Raw genomic sequence first — 24,354 nt, forward strand, 5'->3', positions numbered from 1 at the left:
TCAGTCGGCCGGACGCAAGCCTCCCGTCAGGAGTGGTTCGGCCAGGTTAACGCGGAACCACTGGGTCAAGGGACCCATAAAGAGCGCGGTAATTACCGTCCCAATCCCGAGGGTCACATCAAAGGCCAAGCCGACCAGGACGCAAATACTATCGGTGATGATGCGGCAATACTTAAAGGGGAGCAATTGATACTTATAAGCGGCAATCAGGGCGAGGGCGTCATACGCCGACACTCCCAAGTCAGCGGTAAAGTACAGGGCCGCGGCCAGGCAAGTAAAGACGATTGCGGCGAGCATTAGGCAGCCCCGTGCCATGAGACCGGGATGGGGGATCACGGTGTCAAGGAGGCCACGCATGAAATCAGCCATTACGCCGGTCAGTAGCAGGTTGAAAATAGTTGCGATCCCGATGTAGTGCCGCCGGAGGATTAAAACGACCGCCAGGAGACCGCCCGTTAGGATGAGGTAAAAAGTTGAATAGGTTGAGCTAAACAGGTTGGCAATTCCCGTGACGAAGCAGGTAAACGGGTCCACTCCCAGGTTAGCTTTTTGCAACATTCCGACACAAAAGCCGCAGAGGATGACGCCACAAAGGGCCATGGTGACGCGTCGAACTTGGTACATATCAATTACCTCCCATGTAGATGAATCCGCTTCCAAAAAATTCACACATATTGTAACGCGGCGGGAAGTAAAACACTAGCAGTAAATTAGGTAAAACTATCGGGTTAAACGGGTAAAATAGCTTTAACTACGGATAATAAAAAAGGCAAATTGGGCGGCACTATTGCCTGTCAAGTATACAGTTCAAATAGAAAAATTATTTATGCGGCTTGAGCGCGGAATTTTTCCGCGGTCAAGCCGTTTTTGGTTGCGTAGGCTCGTTGAGTGTTGAAATATTTAATGGCGTCCTTTACAGATTGCTCTAATTCTTCCAATGTTTTAGGTCGAGAGCGTTTAGCTAACCAGATGAGCTTAAAGTCATTCCACCAACGCTCCATTGGCGAGTTTTCCCAAGGATGGCCCGGATGTGACATACTGTGAATGCAATTCTGGCTAGCCAAATAGTCATTAAAAACCATTGAACAGTATGCTGATCCGCGATCCGTATGGATCAGCGGATGGGCGTCTGGTTCTACTTTGAAGGCGCGCTTAAAGGATTCGATCGCTGATGCGGCCGTTTCAGTAGCTGAAATGTTGTAGCTCAAAACATAGCGACCATATAGATCCATTACTACATGTACGCGCGCCTTCCTTACCTGCTCACTACCATATAGGACTTCGGTCGTGTCAGTTACCCAAACCTCATTCTTACTCTGACGATCAAATTGCTCATTGAGTAAGTTGTCATTGATATATTCTTCGTGACGTTTAATCCGATTATGTTTCTTCTTACGGACATTTGCCTTGATCCCGTGATTTCTCATACAGTTAGTAACTCGCTTTAAGCCGACCTTGAAATTCAATTTATTTTCAAAAGCTAGTTGTGTCGTCATACCTAAATACCCCAAGGTCCACTTATGCTTATCTTCTAATTCCAAAATGGCCTTAAGTAATGCTGCTTGTTCATTATCATGGGCATTTGGCTTTCGATGAGTCCACTTGTAGTAAGCATCTCTAGTAATACCCGCGATCTCGCTTAAAGTGCTGATTGGCCACCCGTACTCTTCATTTAGTTCTTTGATGACTTGTTGTTTGAAGAACTTTTCGCCTCCCGACTGCGAATTTCCATTAATTTTTTTGCGAAGGCGACCTCCATCTCATTCCGTTTCATTTCAGCCTTCAATAGCCGGTTCTCCGCTCTTAATTTATCTAGTTCTGTCCACTCTGCTTTAGGCTTAGCTTTACCCCGCCGATCACGAAGTGATTGCGGGTCATTACCACTCTTACGATATTTCTGATACCATCCATAAACCTGTTGGTAACTCACATGATATTTATTGACGGCCCAATTGTAATTAACGTCGTGCTTGATTAAGTCCTCAATGATCAATAATCGTTCTTCAAAAGTAGTTTTGCGTCCTGGCATAATTGAATCTCGCTTTCTTGGCGTATAAGCCTTCAGTTTTGATTCATTATACTGGATAATCCAGTCTGATAACTGTTTATCTGATTTTAATCCATGTTTAACTGCGAATACTCGAAGGGAATCGGTTGATTCCTGGTACTGCTGAATTAAAGCCAACTTAAATTCTCTTGAGTAACTATGATTGTGGTGATCAGATCGCAGTCCGTCAATACCTTGGTATTTATAAAGAAGTCGCCAAGACAAAACAGTGCTCTTGCCAACTGCATACTTCCATGTAACTTCTTTAATACTTGAATGATCTAATTCATGTAATATTAATAGTTTCTCTTCCGCGTTATATTTTGATTTCCTAGACATAGAAAAATGCCCTCCAAGTATAAGATGAATTTTCTATTTCATCTGTATACTTAGAGGGCATTATAACCGGCAGACAAGCCCTTTTTGCCTTTTGTCTTTCGCGGTGTGATTAACTTGTAGGTTGATAGTTAAGGCCCACGCTTACTTTATTATTTTAACCGGGTGAGGTGAAGAAGGCGGGCAACCTGGCGAAGGGGTACCGCCTGCAAGATAGTAGTGAATAGGATCAGCACGGAACCTGAAACCGCAGCCCAGGTAAGCTGGGTACCGAGCAGGCCCACCGCTAAAATCGTCGCGACCAGGGGTTCAAATGCGCTGAGAATTCCCGTCGCGGCGGGGGAAATGTAGCGGATACTCTGTAAAAATAGGGTGTAGGAGAACATCGTCCCTCCGATAACGATGTAGGCAACGAGTAGCCAGTCTAGGAGGTTTAGTCGTGGCGCGGGAATAATGACCAGGGCCGGTGAAAGAAGGAGGCCGCTGATCAGCATGGCCAGCCCGCAAACGATTAAGGCGTCAAAGCGCTGGAGAAGGGGCCGGGGTAGCAGAGTGTAGAGCGCAGCCGCAGCGGCACACCAAATCCCCCAAAAGAGGGCCACGGGGGTCAGACTGAGCTGGTCGAGACGACCGCCAGTTGCCAGAAAAAAGGTACCGAGGAGGGCAATGGCGATGCTAAAACAGTCGACTCGCCGGGGCCACTGGTGTTTCGCCAGCGCCAGCCACAGGATAATAAAGACTGGCTGGAGGTACTGGATGACGGTGGCGGTCGGGGCGTTGCTGTACTTAATGGCTAAGAAGTACGATAGTTGTGAATTCGCCATCCCCAAAATGGCGAACAGAAACAGCAGGCGGCGGTTAGCTTTGTTGGCAACTAATTGCCGGCTTTCCCCAGGAAACTTAATGGCGCTCCAAAGGGTTAGCAGGACCCCTGCCGCCAGCAAACGCAGGGCCACCAGCCAGGTGTTGGAAATATTCGTGGTTGAAAAGAGGTATTGGGCCGCGGCACCGGAAATTCCCCACAGTGAGGCTCCCCCAGCCGCGAGCAGGATACCCTTGCTTTGCTTTTTCATCTGATCCTCCCTAAAAATAACATTGCAACTAATATAACATGGATATTTAGGGGCTTGCACCCCTGCTGGTGAGGCGGTGTTTTCTTTAAGCAGGGCGGGCCTTGAAGTATAATTAAGAAAGAATTTGTTACCCCAAAGTTGATTTTATTAAGGAGAAGAAAATGCAAACGGTCAAAATTGGCAACACGAACTGGCAGACGTCGAACATTGCACTGGGGATCATGCGGATGGGAACCTTATCCGTGCCGCAATCGGTAGCGGCCCTCCAGGCGGCCCACGAGGCCGGAATTAACCTGATTGATTCCGCTGATATTTACGGCAACGACCCCGAACTCGGGCGGGGGTCGTCAGAAATTCACTTTGGGCAGGTACTCAAGCAGAGCGGCCTCTCCCGGGATGATTTCTATATTCAATCGAAGGGCGGCTTATATGCCAACGCCGCCAACCAGATTACCCGCTATGACTCGTCGAAGGAGCACCTGATTGCCGCGGTCGATGGTATCTTGCGCCGGACCGGAATCGACTACCTGGATTCGTTCTTGATTCACCGGCCGGACCCGCTAATGGAGCCGGAAGAAATTGCCGCCGCGTTTGATGAACTGCAGGCGAGTGGCAAGGTCCGTCATTTCGGAGTTTCCAACTTCAACCCCCAGCAGCTGGAATTGCTGCAATCGGCGGTCAGCCAACGCCTATTAGTAGACCAGCTGCAATTTGGCCTCGGCCACACGGGGATGGTTGATTTTGGCCTCCACACCAACATGACCGATAAGGGTTCGGTCGACCATGACGGCGGCCTGCTCGAATATTGCCGCCTCCACCAGCTGACGATTCAGACCTGGTCGCCGTTCCAATACGGCACCTTTGCAGGGACCTTCATTGGCAATCCGCAGTTCCCTGAACTAAATCGTGAGCTGGCAAAACTGGCGGAGAAGTACCAGGTCAGCAAAAATGCGATTGCGGTGGCCTGGATCCTCCGTTACCCGGCCCACATGCAGGTCCTGATCGGCACCATGACCCCGGCCCATATTCTGGACAGTGCCGCCGGCAGTGACGTCACCCTGACCAAGCAGGAGTGGTACGACCTGTACCTGGCGGCCGGAAATGAGTTGCCCTAGTGATGATGGATTCAAAGTTTAACTACTACCAGTTTTATACCGCCCTGAGTAACTGGCTGAGCCGCTATCCACGCTTGATTACCATCTTGCGCTGGACCAACCGGGCGGTAGTGGTGACGATGTACGTGGCCTACCTGTTAATCCTCGCTGGTGTTTGCTGGCGGTTGCGGGCAGTCCCGCTGGTCGGCTTGCGCACGGTAGCCCCGCTAGTGGTCATCCCAGGGCTCGGCTTTTTCCTGGTGAGCTTTTTCCGCCACCGCCTCAATGCCCCCCGGCCCTACGATGAGTGGGCGATTGACCCCTTGATTAGCCGGGAGAAGCACGGGGATTCGCTGCCGAGCCGGCACGCCTTTTCCGCGACGGTAATTAGCCTGGTGGCCTGGCGGGTGGCCTGGCCGCTTGGGGTGGTCCTCTTAGTGTTGACCGTAATTTTAGGTTTGGTGCGGATAATCGGGGGAGTCCACTATCCCCGGGATATTATCGCGGGTGTGCTTTGCGGAGTGATTTGTGGGGCGTGCCTGTGGCTATGTTAGTGAAAGGAAGACGGTATGGATAAGAAGACGGTAATGCAGGAGGCCATTCTCAATGGTTTATACAGCCAGGACTATCCGGGGCATAACCTTCTGACGCCCCAGCTGGTGACTAACCAGGCGGACGGCACGATTTGGCAGACCCTTCAAGACGAATTGCAGCACTGCCAGCGCTTTACCTGGGCGGTTGCCTTTATCACCACCGATATGCTGGTGCCGCTAAAGGCGCTCTTGGCTGACTTAGCAGACCGGGGAGTTAGTGGCACCCTGCTGACCGGTGACTACTTAGGCTTTAATTCACCGCGGGCCTTTGCTGAGCTAATGAAAATTCCCAACCTCAACGTCAAAATCGTGGACCAACAGGGTTTTCATGCCAAGGGTTACGTGTTTGACCATGGTGACTACCAGACGGCAGTAATCGGCAGTGCTAACTTTACCCGGGCGGCCCTGCTTCAGAATACGGAATGGGCACTGCGGGTCAGTTCCCGCCAGGATGCCAGTTTGACTAGGCAGCTTAGCGCCCGCTTGGCAAACTTGGCCCGGACCAGCCATTCCCTGACGGCTGACTGGCTGGCGGAGTACCAGGCTGCTTGGCGACCACTTCCCACCGTTCGGCAAAGGCTACGGACTTCGGCCGCCCCAATCACCCCTAACCAAATGCAACGTCCTGCTCTCCTGGCGTTACAGCAGCTGCGTACTTCCGGTGCGCACCGGGGCTTAGTCGTGTCGGCGACCGGGACGGGGAAGACCTACCTGGGAGCATTCGCGGTCAAGGACTTTCATCCCCGCCGCTTCCTGTATGTGGTTCACCGGGAACAGATTGCTAAGAAATCATTGGCAAGTTTTCGCCGGGTCATCGGCGGGCCTGCCAGTGACTATGGCTTATTGACCGGTAACCGGCACGACTGGGATGCCAAGTACCTCTTTGCGACCGTTCAAACCCTGGCTCAGCCCGGAACATTGGCGAAGCTGGCACCGGAGACATTTGACTATATCTTAGTTGACGAAGCACACCGCGCCGCAGCGCCAAGCTACCAGCGACTGTTTGACCACTTTCAACCACAGTTTTGGCTGGGAATGACGGCGACGCCAGAACGGATGGATAAGCAGGATGTTTACGCCCTGTTTGACTACCACCTGGCCTACGAAGTCCGTTTGAAGGCCGCCCTGGACGCGGGGATGCTGGCGCCCTTTCACTACGTCGGCGTGCAGGACTATGAGCAGGATGGTGAGCTTATCACTGAAACAACGGGCCTGCGCTACCTGGTGAGCGACCAGCGGGTAAAGTACGTTTTGGAACAGATGAACTACTACGGCTACTGTGGTGACCAGCCACGAGGGTTAATCTTTTGCTCCCGGCAGGAAGAGGCCCGGGAGCTGGCTAGCAAGTTTAGTGCGGCGGGGCACCCAGCAGTCGCGCTGACGAATGAAGACTCCCCCCGTCGCCGGCAGCAGGCGGTGGAGCAGCTGGAGGCAGGAAAGCTGGAATATATCGTGACGGTTGACCTCTTTAACGAGGGGGTCGATATTCCATCCTTAAACCAGGTCATCATGCTCCGGAACACCCAGTCGGCGGTGGTATTTACCCAGCAGCTGGGGCGGGGCCTGCGGAAATTTCCCGGGAAGGACTACGTGACCGTCCTGGACTTTATTGGCAACTACCAGAATAACTTTCTGATTCCACTGGCCTTGAACCAGGATACCAGCCGGCAGGTTGACCGGGCCTGCCAAGAGGTGCAGTTGCCGCCGACCATCGGGGTGTCGACGATTAGCTTCCGGCGGGTGGCGGCTGAACGGATCTTGCAGTCGTTGGCCGCCGTCAAACTGGACTCGCTGCGGGAACTGCGGACGGCCTACCAGGACCTCCACCAGCGTCTGGGGCGGCCACCCCTCCTGCTGGACTTTTACCGCTATGGCGAGGTATCACCGCTAGTTTTCGCCGAGAACGGCCGGCTAGCTAACTACGGGCAGTTCCTGGCGAAGATGGGAGAACCGGTTCAGCTATCCGACCACGAAAACGCGGTCCTCTCCTTCGTTACTAAGGAACTGGTTAACGGCAAGCGGCCCCATGAGCTGGTCCTCCTCAAGCTATTGTTGGCGAATGCTGGGCACCGGTGCAGTCAGGAAGAGCTAATTGCGGCTTTACGGGACCGGGGAGCCTATGTTAGCCCGGCCGTGCTCCAGTCAATTGACGACATTTTGTCCCTGAGCTTCTTTGCGGTCAAGGCGGGTAAGCAAACCCGTCGTGAACAGTATGGCGGGGCCCCGTTGGTCGTCCATGACGGTCTGGTAGATTACCGACTTGCCCCTGAACTGGCGGCAGCACTTAAAGCGGACCCGCAATTCAGCACGTTGCTGACGGACGCGGTGGACACTGGCTTGGCGTTGAGCAAGGACTATGATGCCAGCCACCAGTTTACCCTGTATCAACAGTATGATCGTAAGGACGTCTGCCGGCTTTTGAACTGGCCGTTGGACGTCAGCGCGCCCATGTATGGCTACCGGGTGGGTGACCAGGAGTGCCCAATTTTTATCACCTACCGCAAGGAGGACGACCAGCGCCGCAACGCGATTTACGATAACCAATTGGAGAACGGGCGGTCACTTCGCTGGTACACTCGAAGTCCCCGTCACCGGTCCTCGCCGGAAGTGCAGCGGCTATTGGCAACGAACGCGGATGGTCGCCCGCGGGTTCAAATCCACCTCTTTGTCAAACGCAGCGATGCGGTGGGCAAGCAGTTTTACTACCTGGGCCCAGCAACCATTCAGCCGGGGTCAGTTCAGGAGGAACGGCTGGGGGCCAAACAAAAGGCCGCCGTTGGAATGAACCTGGAACTCGTGCGACCCCTGTCGGTTCGGCTGCGGCGGCTGTTATTTGAAGAAAATTAACAAGCAGGCAAAATTATGCTTGCTTTTTTTATTAGCTACCCATATACTTAGTCACATAAGTAATTAACCGAATAACTAAGGAGGTGCGCTCTTGCAGTTTCATTTTGACGAATCGGCGCCGTTATACCAGCAGATTGCCGCTCAACTAGAAGAAATGATTTTTACCGGTGTCTTTCCGGAAGGCAGTCAGGTCCCATCAACGACGCAGCTGTCGACCGAGTTGCACATCAACCCGGCAACCGTCCTCAAGGGGATGAATATGCTGGTCGAGAAAGACTTGATTGAAAAGCGTCGTGGCCGGGGAATGTTTGTCACTGCCGGCGCCCAGGAGAATATTATGCAGACACGCAAAGAGAGCTTTTACAAAGATTACGTGAAGAGCCTGCTATTAGAAGCCCACAAACTGGGGATTACTAAGCAGCACTTACTAGAACTGATTGAACGGGGGGAGAACGATGGAACAGTTAACAATTAGTCACATCAGCCAAAAATACGGCCGGCAGAAGATTTTAGAAGACCTAAGCTGCCAGTTAGCGCCGGGGAAGATTTATGGCCTGCTCGGCCGAAATGGGGCAGGGAAGTCGACCCTGCTCAATATCATCACGGGCCGGATTTTCCCGACGGCCGGGACTGTCTCTCTTGGTAAACTGGGAACCAACGACCAGGACCAGGTGTTGGGCCAGTTTTACCTGATGAGTGAAAGCAACCTCTATCCGAAGCGGACAACGATTCAACGGATGTTTGACCTGGCGGATGGTTCCTACGGCAATTTCGATTACCAAAATGCTGACCGCCTGCTCAAGGCTTTTGGAATTAATGCCAAGACCCAACTGAGCAAGCTCTCGACCGGGTTGCAGACCGCTGTCAAGCTGGTCGTGGCCCTGAACGTCAATGCTAACTACATTTTCCTGGATGAACCGACGCTGGGGCTGGACGCTAACCACCGGGAGCTGTTTTACAAGGAACTGGTCAAGAGCTACCAGGAGAAGCCGCGGACCTTTGTCCTTTCGACCCACCTGATTGACGAAATCCAGCAACTGGTGGAACACGTGCTGATTTTGGCGGACCACCAGCTGATTGCTGATGCCGACGTCGAGGAAATGTTGGACCGGGCCTACACGGTGACGGGACCGGAAAAGCTGGTCGACCAGTATGTTGCGGGCTTGCGGGTCCTATCCACGGACCAGTTGGGGACGGTTAAGACTGCCTATGTCTATGACCGGCTCGATGACCAGCGGGTAATTCCTGACCAGGTTAAGCTCGGGCACTATGATTTACAGAAACTCTTTATTGAATTAACGAATGGGGGCAGTAAGAATGAGTAAGCAGAAAATGACTTTGGTGATGACGAACGTCTTCTACCGGCTTGGACAGGCAATTTTAATTACGGTCGGCTGGGTCGTCGGCTTTGAGGTAGTCGTTTCCCTGATGGGGCTAGGGTTCAACCACAACCTTGAATCATTCTTGGTTACGCTGCAGGCTATCCCATCTACCCTGGCATCTTTTATCAACCTGATTCTTTTTGCCTACTTTATCGTTAAGCCCTACGATGACTTTAAATGGGCCATTCAGAACGGGATTTCCCGGAAAACGATGTGGCGCGGGCGGGCCCTGGCCCTGTTCTTGGCGACGCTGGTGATCTTTATCCTCGATGAATTGCTGTCACTAGCCAACCAGCCGGTAATGAGCCCGCGGACCCTGCTGGTCAACTTCCTAATCCTGCTGACCGTGGTCGTGACCTGTCAGGCAATTGGTAACGGCTTCGGCCTGCTGAACCGGACCTGGAAGTGGATCGTTGGGATCGGCCTGCCGGTGATGTTTATCATCCTCTGCGTGATGCTGGGTCGGTCGATGCTGACCCTGAACAACCAGATTACAGCATTAGTGGAAAATAAGCAGTTTGTTACCGCAATGGCAGTTGTATTTAATAATCCGGTGATTCCTTACGTGCTCTGGTTAGTCTACTTCGCGATTGTTCTTGGCTTGACCAAATTCTTCAACGACCGCCTGCAGCTGCGGCGGGATTAAAGAAAATAACTCCTAGTCATCTCGAAAATGACTAGGGGTTATTTTTCGTTTCGCCGTTTGTAAAATTAAGTTAGAAAAATAAAAAAGCCATTTGTGATAGACTTTTGAATAACCACAAACAAAAGTAAAGGAACATCACAAATGACTTATAAACATCTTACCACACGTGAACTAACCCTCATAGCTAATTTTTGGCACCAAGGTACGAAGGCTTATCAAGCTGCTAAACTGCTTAAACGAAGCCAAGAAACTATTTACCGCGTCTATCGATTTCTTGATAGCGGTAAGACCATTGCACAGTATCTTAAGGCTTACCAACGGAATAAGCAGCGTTGTGGTCGTAAGCAGGCTCAGCTAGCCAAGGATGAGATCAGCTACATCAATGAGCAGGTTAAAGCGGGCTGGACACCTGATACGATCATTGGTCGAGCAGAACGGACAATTAGCTGTAGTATGCGGACACTTTATCGGATGTTTGCTCGTGGACAGTACAATTTTGCCGTCCAGCAATTACCGATGAAAGGCAAGCGACACCCCAATGGCTATGTCGAACGACGTGGTAAGGCGGGGCATCTCGGTCGGAGTATTTACCAGCGATACCATGATTTTCCTCACTACCAACACGAGTTTGGTCACTTTGAAGCTGATACTGTTCAAGGAAAAGCTCATCGTGGTGCGGTCATGACCTTGGTGGAACGTCAATCTAAGGTGATGATTGTGCTTAACGTTCATCGTAAAACTGATGAAGCAGTTAACTATCACTTGGATAAATGGCTTTCTAAAATGCCTCGTCATTTCGTTAAGTCGATTACCTTTGATAATGGTAAGGAATTCGCGGGCTGGCGTGAGATTGCCAATAAACATGACCTTCATACTTATTTTGCGGAGGTTGGAGCGCCCAATCAACGCGGCCTGAATGAAAACAATAATGGTATCTTACGTCGTGACGGTCTCAGTAAACGATTAGACTTCCGTAATTTACCAGATGAACTAATCACCCAGCTGATGCACAAACGAAATACTATTCCACGGAAGTCACTTCACTACCGCACACCACTTGAAGTATTCCTAAGTCATGTCACAGATGAACAGCTTTCAACATTTTTCTAATTTAAATTGACATTTCGGGTTTTTTAAAACAGGACCGACAAGTTCAGCCCCGTAATCAGGGCAACCAGGGCGTAGCAAACAACCATCTGCCAACGCCGGTTAACGTGGGGCCCCATCAGATCACGGTTGCTGGTGATAGCAACCAATGGGAAGAGGGTAAAGGGCAGGGCGATGCTCAATACTACCTGGGCGTAGATAATCAGCTGTTCGAACTGGTTTTCATTGAAACGGATGATGAAACCGATGATGAGGATCGGAATCAGGGTCACGAACCTGGTCAGCAGGCGCCGTTTCCACAGGGGGAGGCGGATATTGATGTAGCCCTCCATGACGATTTGCCCAGACAGGGTCGAAGTAATCGATGAAATCAGCCCGGTAATCAGGAGCGCAAAGGCAAAGAGCCAGCTCATCAGCGGGCTCGCCAGGTGGCCGACGATTCCCGGATTTTTCAGCGCGTAGAAGACTTCTTGCAGGCTAGTTAAATCGCCGTGGTGGAAGAAGAGCGTTCCTCCCAGGACCAGCAGGAGGGCGTTGACAATCAAGGCCGCAATTAGATGAATGACTGAATCCCAGTTGGCGAACTTCAAAGTCTCGGTCACCTGCTTGGGGTCGTGTTCGTCATAGCGTCGGCTCTGAGCCAGGGCCGAGTGGAGGTAAATGTTATGAGGCATGATGGTGGCCCCGATGATTCCCAGACTGAGAACTAACTCTGCGTGGTCGGTTAGAATCTGGGCGTGCGGGGTAAAGCCCTCCAAAATGGCAACGACGGCGGGATGGGCCCGGCAAACTTCCGCGGCGAAGATGACACCGACGGTTAAAATCGCGAAGAGTACGATAAATTCAATTCTTCGAATCCCGAAGCGGAGGAAGAGCAGGACGACCAGCACGTCGGCGATCGTCAGCAGGACCCCGACCACCAAGGGCAGGCCAAAGAGGAGCTTGAGGGCAACCGCAGTTCCCACGACCCCGGTCAGGTCCGTCGCCATCATCGCGATTTCGTTGAGGAGCCAGAGGGTGAGGCGGACGGGCTTGCTGACCCGGCTGGCAATCGCCTGGGCCAGGTCCGTCCGGGTAACGACGCCCAGCTTGATTGACAGCGACTGCATGACCATTGCAATCAGGATGGAGCAGAAGAGGACAATCAGAAGCTGGTAGCCGTACTGGCCGCCCCCTGAGAGGGAGGTCAGCCAGTTGCCGGGATCCATATAACCGACCGCGACCAGGGCCCCCGGGCCACTGTACGCGAGGAACTTTTGCCAGAAGGCTGATTCATAGACCGTCGGGACTTTTACGCTGCCGTTGATTTCATCGAGACTTTTCTTCTTCATGCTTGAACGCCCCGTTTCTGGGCCAGGTCAGCGATGAAGCGGGCAAAGGCGGGCTGGTCGTTGAGGGCGGGTACGAGATCGAGCTCCTGACCGCCGCTGGACCGGAAGACCTGGTAGTTTTGCACCCCGTCCTCTTCCAAAGTTTCCAGGCAGTCGGTCACAAACGACGGCACCGCAAGCAAAACATTGCGGTTGCCCAGCTGGGCCTCCTGCATCAGGGTATTGCGTAGGTAGGGCTTCAACCAGGGCATCGGGCCAAACTTCGACTGGTAGGCCATCTTAATTTGCTCGTCTGGGATGTCTAGCAGTTGCCGCAGGCGAGCGGTGGTTCGTTCGGTTTCTTCCTGGTAGGGGTCGCCGTGTTTGACCATGGCTGTCGGAATCCCGTGGTAGGTAATCAGGAGCCGGTCGTACTTCTTTTTTTGCCAGGCCGCTTGGATGTGGTCGGCGAGCAGTTGGAGGTATGCCGGCTCGTCAGCAAAACGGTCAATGACCGGAATTGTCGGGTCGACCGCGTGGACTTGGTCAATGATCGATTGGGTGGTGCTCTGCGTAAAGTGGGGGAAGAGGGGCAGGACGAGGACCTCTTCGCCAGCGTTGAGCATGGCCGTCAGGGTTTCCCGAATGGATGGCTGCTCGTAAGTCATTGCCATCCGGACATCCCAATCAGGCAGGAGGTCCTGCACCCGCTTTGTCAGCCGTGCTGTATAGACGATGAGTGGGGACCCCTCTGCCGTCCAAATATCCCGGTAAAAGGTTGCCGACCGCCAGGACCGCATTGGGAGGACGAAGCCCTTTAGGATGGGCTGCCAGAGTGCGGGCGGCATGGTGACCACGTTGCGGTCGCTGAGAAAGACGTTGAGGTAGTGTTTGACGTCGGCCGTAGTTGGTGTGGCGGGCGAACCCAGGTTGACTAATAGTAATCCGTTCTTCTTCATTCTGCGACTCCTCACTTTAGTTGTGTAACTGCCGGGCCTTGAGTGCCCATAAAATGGAAACAGTGTCGATGACTTCTTGCAGCATGGCACCAACAAAGGCGGGGATGACCCCGGTGCTGGCGATGAGCATTAAAACCGTGCAGATTGCGATTCCGATGAGGACCGCCTGCTTGGCGATGCGGAGGGTGTCCTGGGAGATGGTGACCGCTTTGGCAACCTTTGCCAGGTCATCCTTTAAGATGACAACGTCGGCCGTTTCACTCGCCGCGGTCGAACCGTGCGCTCCCATCGCGATTCCAACATCAGCCGTGGCTAGTGAAGGTGCGTCGTTCACCCCATCCCCGACCATGAAGACCGGGTGCTCGCTTTGGGGGATGGACTGGAGAGCCGCAATTTTATCCTGGGGTAGGAGGTCGGCCTTCACCGTGGAAATTCCTACCGCCTTAGCGACTTGCTGGGCAATGGCGCGTTGGTCCCCGGTCAGCATAATCAGGTTGGTTACCCCCGCGGCCTTTAGCTTTGCTATGGTTTGGGCAGCTTCGGGCCGGACGTGGTCGGTAAAGGCGATGGCTCCGTAATAGTTCCCGTCAACACTGACGTAGATGGCAGTGGTGTCGAGGGCGGCCTGTTGGTTTTGGGGAGCGACGAATTGCCGCTTGCCGACTTTGACCTGGTGGTCCTCAATCATTGCCGTAATTCCCTTACCTGTTTCCTCGGTCAAGCCAGAGACCGCTGCTAGAGAAATGTTATGCTGGCTAGCATAGGCGAGCAGCGACCGGGCGAGAATGTGGGAAGAGTCTTGTTCGGCGCTGGCGGCCAGGTGGAGGAGCCGTTCCTTAGTAATTGTCCCGGCAGGGAGGATTTGGGCAACGGTAAGGTGGCCGTTGGTTATGGTCCCAGTTTTATCAAAGGCCCCGGTCCGGGCACCGGCCAGTTTTTCAAGAACACTGCCGGTTTTCACAACGATTCCATTCCGGGAAGCACGGCTCATTCCAGAAACCATCGCGACTGGTGCCGCGAGGATGAGCGGGCAGGGGGAAGCCACGACGAGGACTTCGGCAAAGCGGCGGGGATCCTTAGACAGCCACCAGGCAAGGAGTGAAATCAGGATTGCGACAACCGTGAACGGCACGGCATAGCGGTCGGCCAAACGAACAAAGTGGGCCGGTGTCTGCTCTGCTTCCTGAACGAGTTTGACCAGCTGCTGGTACTGGCTGTCCTTGGCCAGCTTGGTGACCGTCAGCGTAATAGCCTCATCGCCATTGATAGAACCGGACATGACCGTATCACCCACCGTTTTGGCGATTGGCCGGGCTTCACCAGTTAACGAGGACTCGTCGAATTCGCCCGTTCCCTTAATAATCAGGCCATCAATGGGAACGAGCTCGCCGGGCTTAACGATGATTTTGGCGCTCACCGGGACGTCGTTGACCGGGACGTCCTTGCTGCTATCCGGGGTGACGACGTGGGCAAAGCGTGGTGAGTTGTCCAGCAGTGCTTTGAGCTCGGTATTGGCTTTCTTGGCTGCATAGTCTTCCAGTGCATCCCCACCGGTCAGCATAACGAGGATGACCATGGCGGCCCAGTATTCGCTGACCGCGAGGGTAGCGACGACCGCGAGAATTGCCAGGAGGTCGACTCCGTACTTGCCGGACCGCAGGGTTTTAACCATCCCAACCAGCATCGTCAAGGCAACAATTGCCCCGGCGATGGTGACAATGATTTGGGCGAGCAGCGGGTAGTGGAAGCCGTACTGTAAGATGAGGGCGATTCCCGCAATGATAATAGTTAGCCATAGTTTTTGTTTGTTTGATAAGCGTTGCATTATTTTAACTTCCCTTTGATAAACTCCATACGTACCTATTATAGTTTACTTGCATGGAGATATCAGGCGTTCAGAAGAATTCTGTCCGCGATTTTATGATAAAAACGGCCCGGGACCAAGCAAGCGCTAGGTCACGGGCCGTCAATATTTTAGTAGGTTGGTTCAATCTTGAATTCACGTTGGGGTGTCAGGTCGGCATCCGGGTACTTGTTGACCAGGGCGGTGATCAGCATCCGCTTTGCCAGGTCGCCATTACGGTCAAGCACCGTGTGCATATTGGTACAAAAGACATTTTTGTAAATCGCACCCTCGGTATCGTCATCCTGGTTATTCCCGACGCCCTCGATGACCTTGCCCAGAGGCTGTTCGTCCTTTCCCAAGTAGGTGACCAGGTCGTGGTTTTCGTGACCGTGGTAGTTGAGCCCCCACTTGGTCTTGACTACCAGGTCGTCTTGGATTGGCTCCTGGTCAGCCGGTAGTTCGCTACGGTGGGAAAGCAGGCCAGCACCAGCTACCTTGTTGCCGTGCTGGTCAATATAGGATTGGCCGAGCAGCTGGTAGCCTTCACCGACCGCCAGCAGCGGCTGGTTATTTTCGATGTACTTTGCCAGTTCATCGTGCTTGCTTGGAATGTCTTCCAGCGCGATTGACTGCTCAAACTTCTGTCCGGCGCCAATCACCATCAGGTCGTAATCAGCGGCCTTAAAATCGTCTTCCACACTGACAACACGGCTGGCGACGTCGATGTCGAGGAGACTACCGTAATACTTGAGTGCCATGATGTTGCCGAGGTCGCCATAGGTGTTCAGTAGGTTGCCGTAGAGGTGGGCAAGTTGCAGTTGGTATGTCGCCATTATTCCATCCCCCCATCGATTAATTTTTGTTCGGCCAGGGCTTTCCGCAATTGACGCATCGCGGTGTAACAGGTGACCACGTAGAGACGCTTCGTTGGCATCTCTTTAATGCGGTCGATCAGCTTGGCCGGATCGGGTTCCACGTTAACGTCGGTAAAGCCGCCAAACTTGAACCGGGTAGCGGCGTCCTTGTAATTCGACGCGCCGACCAGGTAGTAAGGAATATCGTGTTCTTTTAACGTTTCGAAGTTACAGTCCCAAATCCAGGAGGTATCTTCGCCATCGGCAGGCAAAGCCGTCAGCATAAAGGCAAAGGAGAAGGGATCCTTGTCGGTCTTAATCATATCCAGGACGGTGTCGACCCCGATCTGGTTCTTGACCATGATAATGACCATTTCCTTGTCGCCAATTTGGACCCGTTCCTGCCGACCGAAAATTTCGGGGCTCTTTTCAAAGGCCGTCTTGATTGCTTCCTGGTCAACCCCCATGAAGCGGGACAGGGAGTAAGCGGCGAGGGCATTGTAAATGTTATAGGAGCCCCCTACCGGAATCTTGAATTCGTAATCATCAAACTTGACGGTGGAGTCCGCTGAGGTCATTTCGTCAACGGCCGTAACCCGGTAGTCCAGTGCTGGCCGCTTGTGACCACAATTAGGACAGAAGTAGGCGCCGAGCCCGCCGTAGGTGATGAAGCCGTAGTGGATGATGTGGTGGCACTTCGGACAAACGACCCCGTCAGTATTAGATGGGGCTTCCAAATCACCCATTGGCTGGTCGTCAAAACCGTACCACACGCGGGGGTTTGGCAGGTCGACGGAGTTAAAGATCGGGTCGTCGGCGTTGGCAATAATCGTTGCGTTCGGCGCCATCCGGACACCTTCCAGCATCCGGTCCCAGGTGGCGTACAGTTCGCTGTACCGGTCGAGCTGATCCCGGAAAAGGTTGGTAAAGACGAAGGCTTTCGGCTTAAAGTATTTAACGATCCGGACGATGTTGGCTTCGTCGACTTCCAGGACGGCCAGGCCCTTCTTCTTCGGCTTAGGAGCGGACACGAAGATCGTGGCGATTCCCCGCTTCATGTTTGAACCGGTCGGGTTGTAGAGGACGTCCGAGTACTTTTGCTTGAGGGCCTGGACGGCGAGGGCGGTGGCGGTCGTTTTACCGTTCGTTCCACCAACGATTACAAAGTCGTAACGGTCCTTGTAGTGGTATAAAATATCCGGATCGATTTTCAGAGCGATGAGGCCGGGGAGGGAGCTCCCACGGTTAAAAACGTCGTGGAGGACAGAGTAGGAGAGGTGTCCAACTCCTGCCGCGACAGAGCTTTTGAAAGACATATGGATGTTTCCTTTCTGGTCTAAAATTGCTTCTGAGCTAAGTCAGAAATTCTCTTGAATATTATATGAAGATTTTGTGAATTTGAAAAGGATTAATTTCCCGGAGGTATGGGCAGCTACCTGGGTGGCCGAATGGGGCGGTATGTATTTCTAATCCCACTGATTTCAGTTTGAAATGGGTGGCTTTAGGGCGAAACCGTCAACGGGATTTCCTAAGATTAGCTTTGTGACAAAAAAGTGGTTGGGAGAGTGAAAAAAACACCGAAAATCGGCTGGCAAGCTGATTTCGGTGTCTGTCTTTCAGTGCGCGACAAGGCTCTTTTGGATGGTCAAACGCTGGCTTATCAGTGTTTGAACCTATTGCGCTGCTTTTTGCTTGTTATGGCGGTAACAACAACAGCGGCAGTAATTTGCGCGGTTGCGGTCCCGACTACTGATTTATAACTAGCATCAACTGCCGCTAACGCAGCCGGGGTCGCCATATTTGCACCGGCACAGCTAGAAATTGCGGCACCAGCGACCCCAGAACCACCGGTTAATTTGTCGGCAAGAATCGCGCAGATACCACCGACAAAGGTAACGACAAAGCCTAGGAGGATGCCGGATAAACCACCAGTGAATATTTGCTGGAAGTTCATCGTACACCCTAACGCAGAGCCAACGACAACGATTGAGGCATTCATGCCATCATTCAGGATTTTCTTAATCGCCGGGAAGAGGTTAGCCAGCACCATCCCCACTAGCAGGGGGAGGATGGTGGCGACCAGTGTAATAAGTGAGAACGAAGCCAAGCCCGAGGAGGCTAAAGCAATCATTGTAATATACAGGCCAACGGCTAGAATGGTAATTCCAACGGCAGCCTCATCGATATTATCGCCAAAGTCGTGGACGATTCCGGCATACATGGCGTTATTAGCACAAGACATTGTGCCAATAATTGCTAATGCACTCAGGCCAAGAAAATTATTATTAAGAACTTTGCCGACGAATAAGCCGAGGGCGACCGCAACAATCACCTTGGTTAAAATAATCGTTCCACCGCGTTTGATTGCAGCACCGGTAGACCGGAACGAGATGGAACCACCAATAACGAAAAGGAATGCCCCGACAAGCGCGCCAGACCCTTGCGCTAACGGGGTGGTAAAACCACCTATTTTCAGCCATGAAGGGAAGAGGGAGTTAATACACGCTCCGATAAACATGGGAATAATAATGTTCCCACCGGGGATAGAAAATTTTTTCTTTGCTTTTTAGTAGAACTCATGAAAACCTGTCCCTTCTTTAACCATCCATCACGATGCCCGCCATCGCAGTCACCAATTTCTCCAGTGATAAAGCTGGCCGCGTCACAACCAAAGAAGAGAATCATTTGTGCGATTTCTACTGGCTCCGCTGCACGACCGAGCGGGATCATGCCAATGACTTTAGCATTCTTATCCGGGTCTTCTACTAGTGAGGTCGTCATTGAGGTGTGAGTGAATGAAGGGGCAACTGCGTTTGCAGCAATACCGTCCTTCCCGCCTTCCTTAGCAATAACTTTGGTAAAGCCGTTTAAGCCGGCCTTAGAGGAAGCGTAGGCGACAGTGCCCAACAGGCCGCCACCAATCTTGCCGGCAACAGAGGAGACATTGACGATTCGGCCCCCGCCATTGGCTTTAAAATGCTGCCAGATTGCGTGAACGGTGTTATATGGACCGGTTAAGTTAATTTTGATTGTTCGACCCATTCTTCTGGTGGAAGGCTGTCAAAGGACTTGGCGCTGATGACCCCGGCAACGTTGATCAAGACGTCTATCTTGCCAAAATCATCAATAATTGTGCTGAATTGCTCGTTAACTTCGTGCCGGTTTCCCTGGTCGACATGGTAAGTTTTAACTTTACCGGCAAACTTTGCTGCCACTGCTTGAGCGGCTGCATCATCAATGTCTAATAGGGCAACTTTCCCGCCACCGTTAATAATTCCTTGAACGACTTCTTTCCCAATCCCTTTAGCGCCACCAGTTACGATTGCGGTCTTACCTTGGTAGTCATAAATCATCATAATCACCTCTAATTGAAAATGGTATTGTTTGTTGATTACGTAAGCGCTTACTGAAAAATGATTGTATCGTATATAATATTGACAATCTATTCAATTTTGCAGCAATGTGTTTTAAAAGGTGACTTTTCAGGCCTAAACAGCTACCATTGTATTTTTGCGATGGAAAAACAATCAAATCGCTTCTGGAAGCTAAGATTATTATTTGCTCTGTTTTTTTATTAATCTCATATAAATCTCATATAAAATCTACTTCATTAAAAATTTTGCAAAGTATGAATTAAAAGTTCGGCTATACCGGCTTGCAAGTTAAGAACGACTTATTTTAGTGCAGAAAATCATCACTTCCCGTATTTATTAACTAGGGATACCAAGGATGGATGATATGCAAGTAACTGATTGGCGCCACCGGCTCGGCGATGGTGAAGTGAGTTTATGCTTTGACGTAACCAGCCTATCGCACACCGTTAGTCAGCCACTGCAAAATTTTCTGGACTTGCTAGCCGGCCGTAATGTTGATGAGAGTGATGATTTCATCGTACAATTAAGAAAACGAGTTGCCTTTGTTAAGCAGAACCGGAAATGGAGGAGAGAATATATGTTACGAACGGTTTACGAGATGGAGATTGAGCATGATCGCCGTCAGGCTGTTAAAAAGGGTCATGAACAGGGTGCCAACGATGAACGCCTCAACCTTGTTTGTGACCTTATCAGAAGTGGTCAGTCTGCGGATGAAGTAATTAAGTTCTTGACCACTATTCGCCGGATGCCGACTGCTGAGGCGGAAAAGTATTACCAGCAAGCAGTAGAAAGGCTTAAAAAGCACGGGGAGGGTAAATGACTAAATTCAAGCGAGTCATTTTAGTAGTTGTGGAGGGCCTGGGGTTGGGCGCGGCTCCCGACGCCGCCGCTTTCTCGGACAGCGGTGCGGATACCCTTGGTCACTTAGCGGGACATTTCCGTGCCCGTCTCCAGTTGCCAGTTTTACAGAGCCTGGGCTTGATGGCTCTCCACCCAGGGGCTTTCACTCAGCCGGCCGTTCAGGGTCACAGCTATTACGGCCGGTTAAGGCAGATGGCTTCTGGGAAATCAGCGCTTGAGGACTACTGGGAATTGCTGGGGGCTGTTAGCACGCAGGAACCCACCGCCTATCCCAGCGGTTTTTCAGCCACCTTCGTTCACCAGCTGGAACGGCAATTTCACCGGCCGGTATTAGTCAATGCTCCTTACCAGCTTCAGCACCTGCTCGAAGACTATGGTGACATCCAAGTAGCCACTGACGGCCTGCTGGTCAGCACTAGCGGAGGTTCAGACATGGTAGTCAGCGCGCACGCGGCCACGATTACGGGCGATGAGTTTGCCCGGCTTGGCCGGTTCATTCGTCACTGGTTCGATGAAGAGAGCAGTGGCCTCCTCCAGCAGGTAACCATGCTCCCCTTTGCTGGGGGACCGGGTCGGTATTACTACCGCCCAACAGAGCAACAGATTTTTTATATGCGGCCGCCCCAACCGACAGTGGTTGAACGGATCTGGGCTGCCCACCAGCCAGTAAAAGTTATTGCTGGTATGACGGCGTTTTCTGATTTGCAAACGTCATTGCGGGAAGAGACAGCCACCGGCTTGTACATGGTCCCCGTTCATGAAATTGACCGGGCTGGCTACCAGCGGGATCCGGAGAAAAGTGGTCAGCGTTTGATGGAAGTCGACCGCCACTTGGCAGAAGTACTACCGTTGGTCCGCACTGACGACTTATTATTAATCACGGCTAACCACGGTAATGATCCGGCCTTTGCTGGTGAGGGGAGTACTCGGGAATGGCTGCCATTGCTGGCATACTCGCCATCCCTGCGGGGCGGGCGCTTGGCGGACAGGTCAACGCTGGCCGACATCGCAGCAACGATTCAGGACGTTCTTGGCTTAGCTGACGACCAAGCGCGCGGTTACGGTCACAGCTTCCGCTCCTTGCTGCTTTAGAAAATACAATGGAGAGTGAGAAAGAACGCCCCAAATCGGCTAGCGAGCTGATTTGGGGCGTTTGTCTTTCGACGCGCAGCTAGCCTCTTCGAACCTCCGCAAGGATGGCTACGACGCGCAGCAAGCCTATTTGGGGTTGGTCAAACGCTGATTTATCAGCGCTTGAACTGCCAGCCAGCTACTGCGCTGAGGCATTATTAATCTATAAAATATTTAAGAGGTTGAGTTAATTCCCAGCCTCATTTAGCTTATGGGACAGCTCTTTAGCGACGGGAATTAAAGTAAAAGGCCAGGGCGATGATTAGGATTAAGACGAGAATCGCTACCCGCGGATCCGTTTTAAACAACTCGTTCATCGCGTGGACCTGACCGATTCCAGCTGGTAATTCAAACATTAGCTCCTCCTTAACGCTTTCCTTCTATTATCCTTGAACGGGTCGCTTTGACAACTAATTTGCACTGAGCAGGATAGTGGGGTAGGGGATGGATTTATGGTAAGCTAGGCAGAAGGAGGGATTGCGATGGAGAAAAAGAACCTGCGTGAAAAGTTAACCCCCATCCAGTATGCCGTTACCCAGGAAGCCGCTACGGAACGGCCCTTTACTGGCAAGTACGACCAGTTTGACCAGCCGGGGATCTACGTCGACGTGGTGAGCGGTGAGCCGCTGTTTTCGTCACTGGACAAGTATGATTCTGGCTGCGGTTGGCCGGCCTTTACGAAGCCGCTGGCCCGGCGTGCCGTTAAGGAAAAACGCGACCAGTCGTTTGGGATGGAACGAACGGAGGTGCGCAGTCGGGAGGCGGATTCGCACCTCGGCCATGTCTTTACCGATGGGCCCCAGGAACGTGGGGGCCTGCGTTACTGCATCAATTCCGCGGCACTGCGCTTTATTCCAGCTGACCAGCTCGAAGCTGCCGGTTATGGTGAGTACGTGCGTTTATTTAAACAATGATTTATAAAATGGTCTCCAGAAGTGTGGACATTACCAACTTCTGGAGACCATTCTGGTTTAAAAGGTGTCCAGCCCGGTCAGGGGTTAAACGTGCTTATCTTTTGCCGTCACGGTGCCGACATTCGCATCGGCCATCCGGCGAAGGTAGCGCCAGATTTGGGGTCGGTAGCGGCGGAGGGCTACTAGGAGGACTAGGTAAACCACGATGCAGCTGCCAATCAGGTACGGGTTTTGGGAGATGAACGCGGCGAAAACCAGGGCGTTCAGCGGCCGGGCCATCAGGTTGATGCTGGTAACGAGGACGATCCCCGCGGGAATTACGGCGCCGTAGTGTCTGAGGGCTCCGGTATACATCGCAGCCGACCAGCTGGAACAGTACAAGCCGATGCTGAACCAGACGATTCCGTTAGCGATGACCTTGAGAATATTACCGTTGGTGAGGGCGACAATCGATTCCACCATGAACGGCAGGGAGATAAGGTCGACGACTGGCAGAGTTCGGTTGCCAGGAAGGATAAAGGCCAGGGCAACCATGATTGGAATCAGGATCATCCCCGAAATGATGGTTGCTGACTCACCATAACCTACCCCGTCGTCAACGGCCAAAAACCAGCGCTTGCGATCGTTGACTGAATCAGCGGAAGCAGAACTTCCAGCGTTTCGCTGCCGGTGCTGGTCAATGCTATCTGCCAATGGGGTGAAGGCTTTAGCAAAGACGTTGGTGACCAGGGGGAAAATCGTCATTACGGCGGATAGTTGGACGGCGAACTGTAAAATTTGGGCCCAGGCCTGGTAGCTGCCCAGCCGGTTAAGGTTGCCGAGGATCCCGATAATCAGCCCGAGGATTGCCCCCAGCGCGGTTGGCTCACCTAAAATGCCCAACCGTTGCTGGAGACTCTGCGGGGTGAACTTCACCTTGTTAAAGCCGAGCAGGTTCCAGAGCGGGTCCAGAAGGATGGCTGGGACCGTCTGGACGATGTTGTGGGGCGCACAGACAGTCGCGTTATTGACTTTGTAGTAACGGGACCAGCTATCAGCCTGAATTTCTGCCAGCAGCAGGGAGTAGAGGAGCATGAAAAACGACAGGCCCAGGGCTAGCCAGTAGTTTTTGGTAACGTAGTACGCAACCGTTCCCCAGATCATAAAGCCAAAATTGTTCCAGAGGTTAGAAGGCATAAACACCTTGGTGATGCCCACCGCGAAGAGGATAAACTCAGCAACCAAACCAAAAACGAAAAAGGTCAGCCCAACCGAGGAACCGAAGCTGGCGAGTGAGCCAGCCTGCCAGCCGATATCAACGACGGGTAGATGAATACCGGAATTATCGACCATCTGCCGGATAATCTTGGTGACTACCGGGGTGAATTCGCCGATAATCCAGGAAAAGCCGGTGAGCCCGACCCCAGCGTAAAGGCCGGAACGGACGGCTGTTTTAACCGGCACCCGCAGGCAGAGGGCGATAATGAAGATCATAATTGGGACCACCACGGCGGCACCAAAGGCATTAAAAAAGTGATTAATAAATTCGAGCAAGAAAAGCACGCTCCCTTCTTTAGACTATCCCCATTATAACGTCATTAGCAAAAACACCGGTCAGAAAAGCTAAGAACTTTCCTGGCCGGTGCCGGTATAAAATGAATAATTGCTCTGTAAGTTAATTAATTTTGTGGTTTACCCATAAACATCCCAGCAGCAGAGGCAATCAGAATCCCAAGGAAACTTACAACGGCAATTGCATTACTTAAAGCTGACATCATGGTAAACACCCTTTCTAGTTAATTAATCTTTTGTTTACACTCATATTATAACAATGATAGCGCTTCGCGAAGATAATAATTAGCTAATTTTTTTCTGAGCAATTAGGGTGAAATGCTTATCATTTGCTTAGGGAAAGTTAAGGATTGTGCCAGCAGTACTTTAGAATCGAAAGTAAATCTGCTTAGCTGCTTAATAAACAAAAGCAGGGCGTGGGAAAACGAC

22 protein-coding genes and 1 pseudogene are annotated in these 24,354 nt (G+C 52.1%); 10 read left to right on the forward strand and 13 right to left on the reverse strand.

The window, feature by feature from the left end; translation table 11 throughout:
- The 4 genes from N4599_RS07985 to N4599_RS08000 all read right to left on the reverse strand — a co-directional run bounded on the left by N4599_RS07985 (nucleotide 1) and on the right by N4599_RS08000 (nucleotide 3,456).
- The gene (locus N4599_RS07985) at nucleotides 1-624 is read right to left on the reverse strand and encodes a YczE/YyaS/YitT family protein (RefSeq protein WP_191363566.1); all 624 of its coding nucleotides are present in this window, start codon (nucleotides 622-624) and stop codon (nucleotides 1-3) included.
- Nucleotides 625-824: 200 nt separating this feature from the next.
- On the reverse strand, nucleotides 825-1,736 hold the full coding sequence (locus N4599_RS07990; RefSeq protein ID WP_191980572.1) for an IS3 family transposase: 912 nt from the start codon (nucleotides 1,734-1,736) through the stop codon (nucleotides 825-827).
- A complete protein-coding gene (locus tag N4599_RS07995) occupies nucleotides 1,673-2,386 on the reverse strand; it encodes a helix-turn-helix domain-containing protein (RefSeq protein WP_087215825.1) in 714 nt (237 codons plus the stop codon). The genes N4599_RS07990 and N4599_RS07995 overlap by 64 nt, the downstream gene beginning before the upstream one ends.
- 149 nt (nucleotides 2,387-2,535) lie before the next feature.
- On the reverse strand, nucleotides 2,536-3,456 hold the full coding sequence (locus N4599_RS08000) for a DMT family transporter (RefSeq protein WP_191363567.1): 921 nt from the start codon (nucleotides 3,454-3,456) through the stop codon (nucleotides 2,536-2,538).
- A 161-nt stretch (nucleotides 3,457-3,617) separates the two neighbouring features.
- On the opposite strand from N4599_RS08000, the gene N4599_RS08005 reads away from it, so the two are divergent.
- From N4599_RS08005 to N4599_RS08035, 7 genes are all read left to right on the forward strand, one after another.
- The gene (locus N4599_RS08005) at nucleotides 3,618-4,571 is read left to right on the forward strand and encodes an aldo/keto reductase (RefSeq protein ID WP_260898958.1); all 954 of its coding nucleotides are present in this window, start codon (nucleotides 3,618-3,620) and stop codon (nucleotides 4,569-4,571) included.
- A gap of 2 nt (nucleotides 4,572-4,573) precedes the next feature.
- Complete coding sequence (locus tag N4599_RS08010) at nucleotides 4,574-5,104, forward strand: phosphatase PAP2 family protein (protein WP_191363569.1); 531 nt, start codon at nucleotides 4,574-4,576, stop codon at nucleotides 5,102-5,104.
- 15 nt (nucleotides 5,105-5,119) lie between these two features.
- Nucleotides 5,120-7,990, forward strand: coding sequence for a DUF3427 domain-containing protein (locus N4599_RS08015; protein WP_260898960.1), 2,871 nt, complete (start codon nucleotides 5,120-5,122; stop codon nucleotides 7,988-7,990).
- A gap of 91 nt (nucleotides 7,991-8,081) precedes the next feature.
- Nucleotides 8,082-8,465 (forward strand): GntR family transcriptional regulator, encoded by a 384-nt coding sequence (locus tag N4599_RS08020; RefSeq protein WP_191363571.1) that lies wholly within the window; start codon nucleotides 8,082-8,084, stop codon nucleotides 8,463-8,465.
- Nucleotides 8,446-9,315 carry an ATP-binding cassette domain-containing protein gene (locus tag N4599_RS08025; RefSeq protein WP_191363572.1) on the forward strand — a complete coding sequence of 290 codons (870 nt, stop codon included), beginning with the start codon at nucleotides 8,446-8,448 and terminating at the stop codon, nucleotides 9,313-9,315. The genes N4599_RS08020 and N4599_RS08025 overlap by 20 nt, the downstream gene beginning before the upstream one ends.
- Nucleotides 9,308-10,018: a hypothetical protein gene (locus tag N4599_RS08030; RefSeq protein WP_260898964.1), complete on the forward strand. Its 711-nt coding sequence runs from the start codon at nucleotides 9,308-9,310 to the stop codon at nucleotides 10,016-10,018. The genes N4599_RS08025 and N4599_RS08030 overlap by 8 nt, the downstream gene beginning before the upstream one ends.
- 141 nt (nucleotides 10,019-10,159) lie before the next feature.
- Nucleotides 10,160-11,128, forward strand: coding sequence for an IS30 family transposase (locus N4599_RS08035; protein ID WP_006499680.1), 969 nt, complete (start codon nucleotides 10,160-10,162; stop codon nucleotides 11,126-11,128).
- 23 nt (nucleotides 11,129-11,151) lie between these two features.
- Here N4599_RS08035 and N4599_RS08040 read toward each other — a convergent pair whose 3' ends face one another.
- The 7 genes and pseudogenes from N4599_RS08040 to N4599_RS08070 form a co-directional block, all read right to left on the reverse strand.
- Entirely contained in the window at nucleotides 11,152-12,456 is a 1,305-nt protein-coding gene (locus tag N4599_RS08040; RefSeq protein WP_260898972.1) for an Nramp family divalent metal transporter, read from the reverse strand.
- A complete protein-coding gene (gene hemH, locus N4599_RS08045; protein WP_260898974.1) occupies nucleotides 12,453-13,394 on the reverse strand; it encodes a ferrochelatase in 942 nt (313 codons plus the stop codon). Before hemH ends, N4599_RS08040 begins: the two co-directional genes overlap by 4 nt.
- A 16-nt stretch (nucleotides 13,395-13,410) precedes the next feature.
- A complete protein-coding gene (locus N4599_RS08050) occupies nucleotides 13,411-15,219 on the reverse strand; it encodes a heavy metal translocating P-type ATPase (RefSeq protein WP_260898978.1) in 1,809 nt (602 codons plus the stop codon).
- 149 nt (nucleotides 15,220-15,368) lie between these two features.
- Nucleotides 15,369-16,073 (reverse strand): type 1 glutamine amidotransferase, encoded by a 705-nt coding sequence (locus tag N4599_RS08055; protein WP_191363576.1) that lies wholly within the window; start codon nucleotides 16,071-16,073, stop codon nucleotides 15,369-15,371.
- Entirely contained in the window at nucleotides 16,073-17,410 is a 1,338-nt protein-coding gene (locus N4599_RS08060) for a Mur ligase family protein (protein ID WP_260898982.1), read from the reverse strand. Before N4599_RS08060 ends, N4599_RS08055 begins: the two co-directional genes overlap by 1 nt.
- 344 nt (nucleotides 17,411-17,754) lie before the next feature.
- A complete protein-coding gene (locus N4599_RS08065) occupies nucleotides 17,755-18,612 on the reverse strand; it encodes a 2-keto-3-deoxygluconate permease (protein ID WP_260898984.1) in 858 nt (285 codons plus the stop codon).
- Nucleotides 18,567-19,450: pseudogene (locus N4599_RS08070) on the reverse strand (SDR family NAD(P)-dependent oxidoreductase). Before N4599_RS08070 ends, N4599_RS08065 begins: the two are co-directional and overlap by 46 nt.
- Nucleotides 19,451-19,832: 382 nt before the next feature.
- Here N4599_RS08070 and N4599_RS08075 point away from each other — a divergent pair.
- Nucleotides 19,833-20,288: a hypothetical protein gene (locus tag N4599_RS08075; RefSeq protein ID WP_224757977.1), complete on the forward strand. Its 456-nt coding sequence runs from the start codon at nucleotides 19,833-19,835 to the stop codon at nucleotides 20,286-20,288.
- A complete protein-coding gene (locus tag N4599_RS08080; protein WP_260898987.1) occupies nucleotides 20,285-21,421 on the forward strand; it encodes an alkaline phosphatase family protein in 1,137 nt (378 codons plus the stop codon). The genes N4599_RS08075 and N4599_RS08080 overlap by 4 nt, the downstream gene beginning before the upstream one ends.
- A 263-nt stretch (nucleotides 21,422-21,684) precedes the next feature.
- Here N4599_RS08080 and N4599_RS08085 read toward each other — a convergent pair whose 3' ends face one another.
- Complete coding sequence (locus N4599_RS08085) at nucleotides 21,685-21,816, reverse strand: hypothetical protein (protein ID WP_260898989.1); 132 nt, start codon at nucleotides 21,814-21,816, stop codon at nucleotides 21,685-21,687.
- A 126-nt stretch (nucleotides 21,817-21,942) separates the two neighbouring features.
- Between N4599_RS08085 and msrB the strand changes: the two genes are divergently transcribed.
- On the forward strand, nucleotides 21,943-22,374 hold the full coding sequence (gene msrB / locus N4599_RS08090; protein WP_062812550.1) for a peptide-methionine (R)-S-oxide reductase MsrB: 432 nt from the start codon (nucleotides 21,943-21,945) through the stop codon (nucleotides 22,372-22,374).
- 84 nt (nucleotides 22,375-22,458) lie between these two features.
- Here msrB and N4599_RS08095 read toward each other — a convergent pair whose 3' ends face one another.
- Complete coding sequence (locus tag N4599_RS08095; protein WP_419719957.1) at nucleotides 22,459-23,847, reverse strand: PTS transporter subunit IIC; 1,389 nt, start codon at nucleotides 23,845-23,847, stop codon at nucleotides 22,459-22,461.
- Nucleotides 23,848-24,354: the final 507 nt, after the last annotated feature.

The sequence above is a fragment of the Limosilactobacillus oris genome (assembly GCF_025311495.1).
Classification (GTDB): domain Bacteria; phylum Bacillota; class Bacilli; order Lactobacillales; family Lactobacillaceae; genus Limosilactobacillus; species Limosilactobacillus oris_A.